The organism is Leptolyngbya sp. 7M (assembly GCF_018128485.1).
In genome coordinates this window covers 1,387,609-1,400,298 of record NZ_CP070897.1, presented here as the reverse complement: position 1 = coordinate 1,400,298, position 12,690 = coordinate 1,387,609, and the positions used below count along the sequence as shown (strand labels likewise).

Annotated in this window: 13 protein-coding genes and 2 pseudogenes; 12 read left to right on the top strand and 3 right to left on the bottom strand. The window is 50.3% G+C overall.

Annotated elements, in window-relative coordinates; genetic code table 11:
• Positions 1 to 85: 85 nt before the first annotated feature.
• Complete coding sequence (locus JVX88_RS06620; protein ID WP_211626542.1) at positions 86 to 580, bottom strand: Hsp20/alpha crystallin family protein; 495 nt, start codon at positions 578 to 580, stop codon at positions 86 to 88.
• 246 nt (positions 581 to 826) lie between these two features.
• On the opposite strand from JVX88_RS06620, the gene JVX88_RS06615 reads away from it, so the two are divergent.
• The 9 genes and pseudogenes from JVX88_RS06615 to JVX88_RS06580 all read left to right on the top strand — a co-directional run bounded on the left by JVX88_RS06615 (position 827) and on the right by JVX88_RS06580 (position 6,858).
• Positions 827 to 1,891 carry an ABC transporter permease gene (locus JVX88_RS06615; RefSeq protein ID WP_211626541.1) on the top strand — a complete coding sequence of 355 codons (1,065 nt, stop codon included), beginning with the start codon at positions 827 to 829 and terminating at the stop codon, positions 1,889 to 1,891.
• A 9-nt stretch (positions 1,892 to 1,900) separates the two neighbouring features.
• Positions 1,901 to 2,812: an ABC transporter permease gene (locus JVX88_RS06610; protein ID WP_211626540.1), complete on the top strand. Its 912-nt coding sequence runs from the start codon at positions 1,901 to 1,903 to the stop codon at positions 2,810 to 2,812.
• Between the two features lie 12 nt (positions 2,813 to 2,824).
• Positions 2,825 to 3,679 (top strand): purine-nucleoside phosphorylase, encoded by an 855-nt coding sequence (locus tag JVX88_RS06605; RefSeq protein ID WP_211626539.1) that lies wholly within the window; start codon positions 2,825 to 2,827, stop codon positions 3,677 to 3,679.
• A complete protein-coding gene (gene udk, locus JVX88_RS06600) occupies positions 3,676 to 4,305 on the top strand; it encodes a uridine kinase (protein ID WP_211626538.1) in 630 nt (209 codons plus the stop codon). Before JVX88_RS06605 ends, udk begins: the two co-directional genes overlap by 4 nt.
• Entirely contained in the window at positions 4,302 to 4,700 is a 399-nt protein-coding gene (locus JVX88_RS06595; protein WP_211626537.1) for a cytidine deaminase, read from the top strand. Before udk ends, JVX88_RS06595 begins: the two co-directional genes overlap by 4 nt.
• Positions 4,701 to 4,705: 5 nt before the next feature.
• Positions 4,706 to 4,924: pseudogene (locus JVX88_RS43895) on the top strand (imidazolonepropionase-like domain-containing protein); the annotation flags it as partial.
• Between the two features lie 36 nt (positions 4,925 to 4,960).
• A pseudogene (locus JVX88_RS40480) lies at positions 4,961 to 5,086 on the top strand (amidohydrolase family protein); the annotation flags it as partial.
• The gene (locus JVX88_RS06585; protein ID WP_211626535.1) at positions 5,050 to 5,712 is read left to right on the top strand and encodes a S1C family serine protease; all 663 of its coding nucleotides are present in this window, start codon (positions 5,050 to 5,052) and stop codon (positions 5,710 to 5,712) included. The pseudogene JVX88_RS40480 and the gene JVX88_RS06585, both read left to right, overlap by 37 nt.
• A 279-nt stretch (positions 5,713 to 5,991) precedes the next feature.
• Positions 5,992 to 6,858 (top strand): 3'(2'),5'-bisphosphate nucleotidase CysQ, encoded by an 867-nt coding sequence (locus JVX88_RS06580; protein ID WP_225931352.1) that lies wholly within the window; start codon positions 5,992 to 5,994, stop codon positions 6,856 to 6,858.
• 2 nt (positions 6,859 to 6,860) lie between these two features.
• Here the strand turns inward: JVX88_RS06580 and JVX88_RS06575 are convergent, their stop codons facing one another.
• Positions 6,861 to 7,670 (bottom strand): SDR family oxidoreductase, encoded by an 810-nt coding sequence (locus JVX88_RS06575; RefSeq protein WP_211626533.1) that lies wholly within the window; start codon positions 7,668 to 7,670, stop codon positions 6,861 to 6,863.
• An 82-nt stretch (positions 7,671 to 7,752) separates the two neighbouring features.
• Here JVX88_RS06575 and JVX88_RS06570 point away from each other — a divergent pair, with 82 nt between their 5' ends.
• Both JVX88_RS06570 and JVX88_RS06565 read left to right on the top strand, forming a co-directional pair.
• Positions 7,753 to 9,021, top strand: coding sequence for an exonuclease SbcCD subunit D (locus tag JVX88_RS06570; protein ID WP_211626532.1), 1,269 nt, complete (start codon positions 7,753 to 7,755; stop codon positions 9,019 to 9,021).
• 4 nt (positions 9,022 to 9,025) lie between these two features.
• Positions 9,026 to 9,709, top strand: a complete 684-nt coding sequence (locus JVX88_RS06565; RefSeq protein WP_211626531.1) for an LON peptidase substrate-binding domain-containing protein — start codon at positions 9,026 to 9,028, stop codon at positions 9,707 to 9,709.
• Between the two features lie 14 nt (positions 9,710 to 9,723).
• Here the strand turns inward: JVX88_RS06565 and JVX88_RS06560 are convergent, their stop codons facing one another.
• Positions 9,724 to 10,689 carry an alpha/beta hydrolase gene (locus tag JVX88_RS06560; RefSeq protein WP_211626530.1) on the bottom strand — a complete coding sequence of 322 codons (966 nt, stop codon included), beginning with the start codon at positions 10,687 to 10,689 and terminating at the stop codon, positions 9,724 to 9,726.
• 192 nt (positions 10,690 to 10,881) lie between these two features.
• Between JVX88_RS06560 and JVX88_RS06555 the strand changes: the two genes are divergently transcribed.
• The gene (locus JVX88_RS06555; protein ID WP_211626529.1) at positions 10,882 to 12,681 is read left to right on the top strand and encodes a SpoIVB peptidase S55 domain-containing protein; all 1,800 of its coding nucleotides are present in this window, start codon (positions 10,882 to 10,884) and stop codon (positions 12,679 to 12,681) included.
• Positions 12,682 to 12,690: the final 9 nt, after the last annotated feature.

Here is a 12,690-nt window from a genome sequence, read left to right as displayed (position 1 = left end):
TATATTTTAACTCAAAGACGAGAGAGACGCAGAGCACATTCGTGCCCTGCGTCGCCCCTACACGCCGAAAAAAAAACAAAGCCCATTAGGCATTCGCAGTCGATGACTTGGCCTCTGTATCAATCGCTTTCGCAGCCGTAGTGCCGCCAGTTATCTCGATCTTGCGTGCCTTTGTCTCTTCTCGCTTCGGCAACGAAACGCGAAGCAACCCGTTCTCGAAATCGGCAGTAGCCCCGTCAGCAGTCACGGTCTGCGGAAGCGTAAACTGCCGCGTGAATGATCCGTAAGACCTTTCAACACGATGATAGTTGTCGCCCTCGGTCTTTTTCTCAAATTTGCGCTCACCCTTCAATGTAAGCACATTATTTTCCACCGAAACCTCAAAATCTTCACGGTTCAATCCGGGAAGTTCAGCTTCTACGATCAATCTGTCCTGATCCTCAAAGATATCCACACTTGGACTCCAAGCCCCTCGGGCAAATTCAACCCTATCAGGTAAGGCAGAGCTGAAAAGCCTATTCATCTCGTCATGAAGCCCACGAAGTTCGCGAAACGGGTCATACTTGATCACATTCATCATTTTGGTCCTCCAAACTAAAACTTGACTGGTTTGAACGACTAAATAATTAGTCTGAGTTAATAATAAAATATGAGTAATCTACTGTCAAGTATAAAATTAGATTCTCTGCGTCAAAATCTTACGAACTATTTATTCATCCGAAGATGACACTTTCCTTTTTTTTCGGTTATATTTAGAGACACTTTTTCACTTAGTCCAAAATTTGCATTCCGATTTTTGTTGAGTTTGTTTGCACCAAGTTTAAAGATGCAGGTCTTTCGTGAGATCACCTGGCCGATCATAGCTGTGATTGCCGCATTCATCGTCGGCGGGTTGATAGTTTTCGCGCTTGGAGATGATCCTATAAGCGCTTATTGGCTGTTGCTATCTAACTCGTTCGGTTCATTGCGCGACATTGGTTGGACGCTGCACTATGCAACACCGCTGATCTTTACCGGTCTTGCTGTGGCAGTCGCATTTCGATGCGGATTGCTTAACATTGGTGCCGAGGGCCAGCTTTATGTTGCAGCATTCGCAACCGCTTGGGTCGGCATCAAGCTTGGCGGCACGATGGTGGGTAATGATAGCTGGGCTTGGGCAAGCCTGCCTTGGTTCATATTGGTTCCGCTCTGCATCATAACTGCTGCCGTCGTCGGAGGTATTTGGGGGGCGATCCCGGGATTACTGAAAGCCCGCTTCGGTTCGCATGAGGTGATCAACACAATAATGTTGAATTTCATCGCGATCGCTCTGGTCAGTTATCTAACCCAGTATCACTACAAGAACCCGGGTCCAATACTTGAAACACCACCGATCGGTGAGGCGGCGCATATTCCGCGGCTGAACGAGTTCCTGCCATTCCTTACAACTGACGTACCGCTGAACGTCGCGTTCATTCTGGCTCTGATAATGTGTGTGTTGGTTTATGTCTTCTTGTGGAAGACGAAATGGGGCTATGAATTGCGGGCAGTAGGCGAGAATGCGTCAGCAGCCGAATACGGAGGCATATCTCCAAAAAAACAGATAGTTGTTGCAATGACCATCTCGGGAGCTCTCGCCGGAATGGTTGCGATCGGTGAGGTGCTTGGAACTCGTTACAACTACTACCATGACTTTTCGGCACAATGGGGGTTTCTTGGAATTGCAGTTGCCCTTCTTGGCAGAAACCACCCGCTCGGAGTATTGATCGCGGCTCTGTTCTTCGGGGTTTTGCTTCGCGGCGAGATATTTGTAGATGGTTTTACCCGTTACGTTTCAAAGGACCTTGGTTTTGTATTGCAGGCGATAATGATCCTGTTTGTTGCCTGCTTCCAGCGTTACGCTAAACGCTGACGTGGCCGTATGCAAGATTTCCTGACATTGGCATTTCTGTTCTCCGCAATAACTTCGGCGACGCCGTTGCTTTTCGCTGCTATGGGCGGACTTTTTTCAGAGCGGTCTGGAGTGATAAACATCGCCCTAGAAGGCTTGATGCTTGCCGGGGCTTTTACTGCAGCGGTCATTACATTTCAGACAGGTGATCCGTATCTAGGGCTCATGTGTGGGATCGGTGCTGGCGTTATCACGGCCTTGATCTATGCTGTTGCAGTAATACATTTTGAAGCGGACCAGGTAGTTGCCGGGATGGCGATAAACTTCTTGATGCTGGGGCTTCCGGCTTTGATCAGCGGAGTCATTTACGACTCTACCGGTTCAACCCCGCAGATAGATCAGGCGCACAAGATACCTATTTTGTTCGGCGGATTATCATATGTTTCTGTGCTAGCGCTGTTGGTTGTTCCCGTAGCGTGGTATGTCTTGTACCAAACGCCATTCGGCCTGAGGCTAAGGGCAGTAGGTGAGAATCCTGAGGCAGCCGATGCGGCGGGTATAAATGTGGTACGGCTCAGGTACGTCGCGGTATTGATCTCCGGTGTTCTGGCAGCGATCGGCGGTGCGTTTCTCTCTACTGGTCAATCATCTTTGTTCACACGCGGAATGTCCGCAGGTCGCGGCTTTATTGCACTAGCCGCGTTGATACTCGCAAAATGGCGGCCGATCCCCGTTTTATTCGCTTGTCTATTCTTTGGATTTACGGAGGCAATAACAATACAAATACAGGGGGCTTCTTGGGCAAAGATCGGCGATGAACCGATACCGGTCCAGTTCATTGAGATGATCCCGTATGTTTTGACAATAATTGTTCTTGCCGGATTTATCGGCCTGAGCCGGGCACCAAAAGCGCTGGGCAAACCATACAGAAAAGAGCTTTGATCCCCGCACCAGATGATTTACGAAAACGCACAAGAAGCCGCCCAATACATACGCTCAAGATCAGATCTAACGCCAAAGGTGGCCGTTGTTTTGGGCAGTGGTCTTGGTGCATTCGCGGACACACTCGAGGATGCCATTTCTATCCAATACAAGGAGATACCCCATTTTGCTCTTTCGACCGTCGAAGGACACGCCGGACGGTTAGTGCTTGGCAAGGCAAACAGAATCCCTATCGCAGTTCAACAGGGACGTTTCCACTATTACGAAGGCTATTCTATGGAGCAGGTAATGTTTCCAATGCGGACCTTCGGAGTGCTCGGAATCAGAACGGTGATCCTGACAAATGCCGCCGGAAGCCTCAATACAGAAATGTCGCCGGGCAGTCTGATGCTAATCTCCGATCATTTAAACATGATGGGTGTTAATCCGCTTCGCGGGCCGAATGATGAACGCTTTGGTGCTCGATTTCCTGATATGACAAACGTTTATGATCGTGAGCTTCAGGAGATCATAGTCGCAGAAGCAGACAAGATCGCCCAAGAGCGGCTAGAGAGCGGGGCCGATCCAAGGCTGACTGATTTCCTCCATCGCGGTGTTTATTGCGCCCTTTCCGGACCGACGTACGAAACACCTGCCGAGATACGTATGTATCGTTTGCTTGGTGCCGATGCTGTTGGCATGTCAACGGTTCCTGAGGCGATCGCCGCCCGCCATCTGGGAATGCGTGTGGCGGGTATTTCATGCATAACTAACTTTGCTGCCGGAATGACCGAAGAGGCTATAAATCACGAAGAGGTAATGGAGACCGGAGCTCGCGTAGCTAGCGTGTTCCAAGAATTGTTGAAACGAGTGATCTCAAGATTATGATAATTGGAATCTGCGGCGGAACAGGATCAGGCAAAACTACAATAGCTCGCAAGATCGTTGAAGCGGTTGGGCGTGAGCGCGTCGTACTTGTCGAGCAAGATTCCTACTATCGGAATCTGGCTGACATGCCGCTTGACGAACGCCATCAGGCAAACTTCGATCATCCGGATTCGATCGACAGTGATATGCTTGTCAATCATCTGATGCGGCTCAAGCAAGGTCTTAAGGTCGAGATGCCGCTCTATGATTTCAAGACGCATACACGAAGCGACCAGATCGAAATAATTCCGCCAAAGCCGGTCGTTATTGTTGAGGGTATTTTGATCTTTGCCGAACCGCGTGTTTTGGACCTGCTGGATATGCGGGTTTATGTGGATACACCGGACGATATTCGATTTATCCGAAGGCTCCGCCGCGATATCGCCGAACGGGGCCGCACAGTCGATTCAGTTATTGACCAATACTACCGCACCGTTAGGCCAATGCATTTCGAATTCGTTGAGCCATCCAAACGCCACGCGGACATCATCATACCAGAGGGCTCAAACACAGGGATCAGCGTCGAATTACTATGCAGTCTGGTGCGCGAAAAATTACTGGAGGAACGCTCGATTCCAGCACAATGATACATTCAGAGAAAGAATTAATTTCAGCAGCGGTGGATGTAAGAAACCATGCATACGCTCCATATTCTAACTTTAAGGTCGGGGCCGCTGTCGAAACCGAAGATGGTGACATCTACACCGGCTGCAACGTAGAATCAGCCAGCTACGGACTGACCGTTTGCGCGGAACGTGTCGCGATCTGGAAAGGCATTTCTCGTGGGGTAACAAGATTTGGTCGGATCGCGGTCGTTTGCGACACCGAGGAACTGACCCCGCCTTGCGGCGTCTGCCGCCAGATCATCTGGGAATTCTGCGGTGACGTTCCCGTAATACTCTCAAACCTCCACGGCAAGACCGAAACCATTCAAATGAGCGAACTCCTCCCGCGTGCATTCGATTCGAAGTTTTTGAAGTAACGGTTATGAAACTATTAAGATCAATGTTGTCTTCAATCTTTCTTTACTTTATCTTGCTGAACTCCTTCTTTGTCTTCGCCTCGCCGAAGAAGCAAGCAGACATTTTAGTACTCGGGGGGACCATTGTTACGATGGGCGCCGACCGGCGTGTTATTGAGGACGGGGCTGTCGCTGTAAGCGGCGGAAAGATTGTTGCGGTCGGAACACGGGCTGATATCACAAAAAGCTATAGCGGAAAACAGACGGTCAATGCCGCTGGCAAGGCGGTCATTCCGGGCTTAATAAACACACACACGCATATTCCGATGGTCTTGTTTCGCGGAATTGCTGACGATCTTGACCTGCAGGAATGGCTTACAAAATACATCTTTCCTGCCGAAGCAAAGAATGTACGACGGGCGTCATCTCAGGCCTTCAGCGCCCGATCCGTGCACGGAACGACAGGCCGATAGATGCGGCGATCCAGACGGACGCTTCCATCAATCCGGGCAATTCAGGCGGGCCTTTGCTCGATAAATTCGGGCGGATGATCGGTATAAACTCGCAGATATTGTCGCCGGCGGGCGGGTCGGTTGGAGTCGGTTTTGCGGTTCCTGTGAATACCGCAAAGCGCGTCATTCCCCAGTTGATACAATTTGGCGAGGTCAGGCGACCAAAACTTGGGGCAGATCTTAGGCAAGTCACCGATCTCCTTGCGAGCGGGTACAGGCTCCCAGTTCAAGAAGGGCTTTTGGTCGCAGCAACGCTTCCCGGTGGAGCAGCCGCTAATGCAGGTATCCGTGGTCTTTCCCGTGACACAGATGGCTCTACTTTGCTGGGTGATATTATTCTGGCCGTGGACGGAGAGAAGATGAACAGCGTAGATGATCTCTATCGATTCCTTGACCGAAAACAGTTCGGTGATACGGTTCGTGTGGAAGTTTACCGCGGCGGACAGCGCATCGCTGTACCTGTTCGGCTGATAGCCACACCGTCACAGCCGCGAACATCTCCTCGGACACGCGAGGAATAAGTATCTGAATAGACTGGAGACAAACGATTTTTTTAATGAAGGCTTTGGCTGGGTTTGCAGGCATTGCGATCGCGAACTTGGCCAAAGCCGTTCTGCTTTAATAGGCTGTTCCAGAATATTGTCCGAAGGCGAATCAGAATCCAAGATCCCTCAATTAACAAATTTAGCATTAGCGAAATGGTCCGATCCGGAACGTAGAACGCTTATGTGTCCAAGATGTGGGATAACGGAGCGGATAGACATCGCCTGACACGCTTTCCTTGTCTATAATCTTTGTAGATGGATCTCACACGCGAATTATCGACTGCTATTCGGATTGCAAAAGATGCAAGTCGCATGATCCTAGATCACTATGACGGCGATATTGTTACCGAAGAAAAGCTTGGGGTCGATGATCACTATGAGCCGGTAACTGAAGCGGATCGTGCGGCTAGCAGATTGATCGTCGCGGAACTTGAGAAGGAATTTCCGGCTGACGGGATCCTCTCTGAAGAGGAATCTGACGTGATCGAGAGGCGCCTTTCGAAGAACCGCGTATGGATAATCGATCCGATCGATGGCACTGCCGGATTTGTTAAACGCGACGGCGATTTTGCTGTTCAGATTGGATTGGCGATTGACGGCGAACCGGTCGTCGGTGTCGTATTGCTGCCTTTTCATAAGATTCTTTATTACGCCTTGAAAGGAAGCGGGGCGTATTCCGAATCGAATGGAGAGATCAAGAAGCTGAGGGTTAATGACACGACAGATTTTTCGGGAATGTTAATGGCAGTTTCGAGAAATCACCGTAGTCCAAAAATAAACTCTATCTTGAAAGAGTTTGGAATTCGCGGGGAGGTTCAGCGGGGTTCTGTAGGATTAAAGATCGGACTTATTGCAGAACAGACCTGCGATCTTTATATACATCTTTCACCTCGGACAAAACTTTGGGATACCTGTGCTCCGCAAATAATTCTGGAAGAAGCCGGAGGTCGCCTAACTGACCTTTTCGGCGAAGCTATACATTACAACATCTCAGATGTTCAAAACTACGGCGGGATCGTAGCTACTAACGGGGCTGTCCACGATAAAACTATCCGTCGTCTTCGCCCGTTGCTGAACGAATTCGGAAGGCTGAGGCTGAGAGGCAAAGCGAACCGCGGCTGAGATCATTTCAAAAATACCATCTTGACGATCTTGCGGAATGCGGCCTCGGGAAGAGTTCGCTTCAATGCCGGCATTGCTTTTGTATTTACGCCATAGCGGAGTCGGTTCGTGCCGTCGGTCGCGGCATTCCAGATGGTTTCGGCGACGATCTCGCCGCCCGGAGCGTCCACACCGCCTTTGTTCATAACCTCTATGAATTTTTCGAAGCGTTCATCGTAAACGTGGACACTTTCGCTTTTTGCGATCTCTTTGGAACGGTCGTAGAAATCGGTCTTGATCGGGCCGGGTTCGATAATTTTGACGCGAATACCGAACGGTTCGAGTTCATAAGCAAGCGATTCGCTAAAACCTTCGACGGCAAATTTGCTTGCGGCGTAGAGCGATGAAAAAGGAAGTGCCGCGAGCCCGCTGATGGACGAAACGTTTACGATCGTGCCGCGTTTTTGCCTACGAAATATCGGTATCACTTCCCTGCACACCGCCATCAGGCCGAAAACGTTCGTCTCGAACTGCCTGCGAACCTGTTCATCGCTCGCGGCCTCGAACGCGCCGAGCAAGCCGTAACCAGCATTGTTGACGACCACATCGATCCTGCCAAATTTATCGTGCGCGTCTTTGACCGTGGTACGGATCGACCCGGCATCGGTCACATCCAGCCGAAAACATTCGATATCGGCGATCTTTTGCAAATCGGCGTGTTCTTCCGGCCTTCGCATTGTCGCCGCGACTCGCCAATTCTTCGCTTGAAACAATTTCGCGGTCTCCCGGCCGATCCCGCTCGATGCACCCGTTATCAAAACCACCTTTTCCATAACCTTTATCGGATAAACCTACCAACTCCGTGGGAGATCAGTCTCAAACGATTGCCCTGTCTCTGATATACTAGATCATAAAATGAAGTTTCTGCACATCGCTGATGTTCACTTGGGATGCACACGTTACAATTTGCCGGAAAGTCCGCGCGATTTTTTTGATGCGTGGATCGATGTTCTACAGAAATATGCCGTCGGGGAAGCGGTCGATTTCGTGATAATGTGCGGAGATTTCTTCCACAAAAGAAATGTGCCGCCGGAGACGATGAATTACGCCGTTGCCGGTTTGCAGATGCTGAAAGACGCTGGAATTCCGGTCGTTTCCATTGAAGGAAACCACGATCAGAAATATACGGACAGTGATTATAGCTGGCTGCGGAGTTTGGCAAACTGGAATCTCGTGCATTTGCTCGAGCCTACCAATATCGACGGAAAACTTGGTTACGAACCCTGGAGCGACGATGCGAAACGCGGAGGATTTATCGACATTGGGCGTGCCAGATTGTTTGGTTCGCACTGGTTCGGAGCCGCCGCGAATTGGGCGATCCCGCTTTTGACAGAAGCCATCCGCGAAAACCGCCGCGAAGGCGCCTTTCATCTGCTGATGCTCCACACCGACGTCGAGGGCCATCAAACTCATCCGATCCCCGCTCTTTCCATACAGGCATTGAGTGAATTAAAGGCCGTAACCGATTATGTTGCTCTCGGCCACACGCATATGCATTACGAGATCGACAATTGGGCGTTCAATCCAGGCTCCATCGAGGTAACGAACATTGCCGAGTTCCGCGAAACACGCGGCGCGTTCGTGGTCGAGATCGGCGAAGACAATTCTGTTACCGCAAAACATGTTACGGACTACGTATACAGGCCGTTCCAGCGCTTGAAGTTTGACGTAACGCCTTTTTCGGAACCGCAAGAGATAACAGAAAGTGTTTTGCAGATGGTTTCGAGAGATGCACGGACAGCAGTCGAAGGTGATCCTGCACCGATCATCGAGATAACTCTCACCGGGCAGCTCGGCTTTCCGAATTCGCAGCTCGAAATGAAGAAAATGCGCGATGAAACGCAGAAAATGACCGGAGCGCTGCATGTGCGTGTAAAGAATCACTCGACACCGATCGAATATGCCGTTGCTGCGGATGAAGATGAGAATATCGGTAGAGATCAATTAGAAAAACGAGTCGTCGAAGACCTGGTGATTCGCGACAAGCGCTTTCGCACAAACCGGCAAAATATTTCCGAGGCCGTTATTGGAGCGAAGCAACAGGCTCTGCTCGGCGACGAACCGGAGAAGATCGCCGAATTTATTTCACAAAAACTTCTGGGGAGCAGAAGAGAAAATGCCTAGTTCTATGAATAAAGTCAAAGGGATCAAAGAGATCCCGATCTTCCCGCTCCCTTTGGTTCTTTTACCGAATGAGGTCTTGCCCCTGCATATTTTCGAACCCCGTTATCGGCAGATGCTTGAGGATGCAATGGCGGGGAGGAAAATATTCGGTGTCAATTTCCTGGATGTTGAAAGCGGATCCGACACTCCGAAATCTGGAAGCACAGGCTGTGCGGCCGAGATCAAAGAAGTGCAGAAACTTGATGACGGAAGATCGAATATAGTCACGAGCGGACTGGTTCGCTATAGATTGATCGAATACGTCGAACGTGAGACCCCATATCTGGTTGCAGATATCGAATTTTTTGAGGATGAGCCTGAGGACGAGAGTCTGATAACACCGCTCGCAGACGAGGCATTTGAATTATTTCAGCGAATGGCTCAGGCCGCTTACCGAATGGCCGGAAGCCGGGGGCATCCGCCAGAGGTCCCGCGTGCTGAACCGGAAACTTTATCGTTCCTTGTAACAGCCGCGTTCAATCTTGATAACGAGCTGAAGTATTCGCTGCTAAAGACCAGCCTGACATCGGAAAGACTTTCCCGGCTTCGTGACATTCTGGCTCAGTCGGTCAGTCAGATCGAGGAAGGTGCAGAAATACTTCGGCTTTCCCAGACAAATGGACACTCGAAAAAAAAGCTGGACATCTAGATAGAGATCTTGAGCTACTGAAGTGTGAGCGCTTGTTTCAGGAAATCAATAACGCGCTGTTCGTAAGCCGACGATATTTCTATTGATGCACTAAAAATGCTGTAACCCGAGGGGCTAAGATCGGTTTTCGTTTCAACAATGCTGTTCAATGGAAAGCATTTCGCGACACGCGAACCTGATTCTTGAAACATTTCGGCATCTACGCCGCCGAGGATCATTACCCGACGCTCACCTAATCGCTTTGCGATCTCACAAGCCGGCTCAGGTTTGTAGCAGCCGCCGTAATAGTAGGCCGGGGTTCCAAGATCGGCAAGTTTACCTGTTACGGAACTCGCGAATGGGTATCTTTTGGCTATCGAACTTTCAAGTAGGTGCGCTGATGAGGCCGGAACGGAGTCTAACACCAAAGCCTTCACGCTTTTGTCGATATCAGCAGCCGAAAGGCCTGAAAGGGCCCCTAGCTCGAGGCCATAGATACCAATATCCTTTCCCACTAGGGTCAAGCCTTCAGGAGTCTTTAGTGACCGCAGAAATACTATCGCTGCCGATGCGTCCGAAGCCTCGCAACCGCCAAAACTTGTCTGCGTAACCGCCGGCTGTGGACCATGACCTCGTAGATCGGGCATCAAGACCGTGAAATTAGTTGCTTCATTCAATTTCACACCTAGATTCAAAACGTGTGAACGATCGGCCCCGTAACGGTGAAGCAGGAGGACCGCCGGTGCATTTGGAGTACCTCTAAGCAACCACCCACGAGCGGTCGTTCCGTCAGAACTTTGCCAGCTTTCATCCGTGACCTGCGCACCTTTCGCGCTAAGCTGCCCGTATTTTTCAGGTGTGACCAAATACTCAAGCCTACTTGGCTGCGAAACTTCGTGCAATAGCCAGATCGAAGCTGACGCAATCGCCGCTAAGGACAGAAAGATCACGGGTAATATCAATTTTGAAACACTTTTAACAAGGCGAGTAGTTCGTGCCATATTGTTGACGAATCCCGTTTGCGAAAGGCAACGGTAGTAAAAGGAAAGGAGTCTCAATTAGAAGCAACAGAAAGTGCTTCTGAACAGCTATCTAAAATGCTAACATAGTTCGAGAATTATTGGAATATGCGGTCAAAATTTTGCTTAAACCTAGTCATTTCTCTTTCGGCCATACTCCTTTTACCTCAATTTATGTCAGGACAGCCCGCCAGCCAACCCTCTGCGGTTGCGCCCGACCGCATCATGACTCTGACAGAGGTCAAAAGCGGAATGAAAGGCATCGCTCGAACGGTATTTGATGGAACTGAGCCGGAAGAGTTCAATGTAGAGATCATCGGCGTCGTCCCGGGGGCTATCGGCCCCAAACAAGACATGATCGTGGGGAGGATCAGTGGAGGAAAAGCAGAACGCACCGGCGTTTTTGCCGGAATGTCAGGTTCGCCGGTTTTCGTCGATGGAAAACTGATCGGTGCCATTTCTTACAGCTTTCCTTTCTCGAAAGAGCCGATGTGCGGGATAACGCCTATTGAGCAGATGCTGTCTATATTTGAGCAACGTGTGCCGGCTAAAGCAACGACTGAATCGACCGCGTTCTCGTTTGCTGAATTGGTTTCAACGAACTGGTCGTCTTTTAATATCCCAACACACCCTGTTTCAGGATCGGTCGATACGGATGCGTATTCTAATACCGTTCTTGCATCGGCTGCGGGTCAGACGTTTCGCCCGATCGGCACACCATTAACTTTCAATGGCATCTCGCAGGCAGTTTTGGACATGTTTGCTCCGCAGCTTCTGAAAGCGGGGCTGGTGCCCGTTGCCTCTCCCGGCGGCTCAGCCACTATAGGCCCGATGAAAAAGGCAGATGAAAAAACCCTTCTAGGCGGCTCATCGGTCTCAATGCACCTGACACGCGGCGATTTCAGTATTGCCGCTGCGGGAACGGTAACACTTCGTGATGGCGACCGAATATATGCATTTGGCCACCCGTTTCTTAGCCTAGGCAGTTCGGAATTACCAATGTCAGAGTCAAGTGTGGTAACGGTCGTGCCGAATATGAACAACTCCTTCAAGATCGCTGTTCCGCACGACATGGTCGGCACGATGACTCAGGATAGAGCTACCGGCGTGTTTGGACGGCTCGGCCAGGAACCAGCACTGATACCAGTTCGCGTTATTCTGGACACAAGCCGTGGTGGCGAGGAACTGCTCTCTTTCGAGGTAGTACGTGACAGTTTTTTGACGCCCCTACTTGTGAACATAGGTCTTGTAAATGCTTTGATCGCACAGGAGCGCGGGCTTGGGGATTCAGTGGTTACAGTCTCCGGTGATGTTAAGCTTAAGGGTACTGGATCCATCCGCGTTAATAGGCGCTTCTCCGGGGCTCAGGCAAACGCAATGGCGGCAGGTTCGATCGCTTCCCCATTGGCGACTTTATTCCGCAGCGGTTTTGACGGACTCCAGATAGAATCCATCGAGGTAAGGCTTCGTTCCATTGATGGAAGCCGAACAGCAACACTTGAGCGTATCTCCGTTAATAAAGATCGGGTGCGCCCAGGCGAATCGATCGAGATGCAGGCATTCGCGATGACAAACACTGGTCGAATGGTTATGCAGCGAATACCCGTCAAGATCCCCTTAGGTGCTCCGACCGGTAAGATGTCAATAGTCCTTGGAGATGGCACCGTCGTGCAGCGATCGTCACCAGTTCAGCATTTCGTTCCGAGAAATCTGTCTGATCTCGTTCTGACTATAAATCAGGTAAAGATCCCCGACAGACTCTATCTGCAATTGATACGGACAAGCCAAGGTGCCATTGTCGGTTCGAATGAAATGCCCGATCTCCCGCCTTCGTTCTTGGCAACACTGAATAGCGAAAGAGCTACTGGCGGCATCAGATCGTCGGTCTCTGCGATCTTGATGGAGATGGCGGTTCCACCATCAGAATTCATAATTACCGGTGAACAAAAACTGACGATAGAGGTAATAAAGTAGCAGGATCAG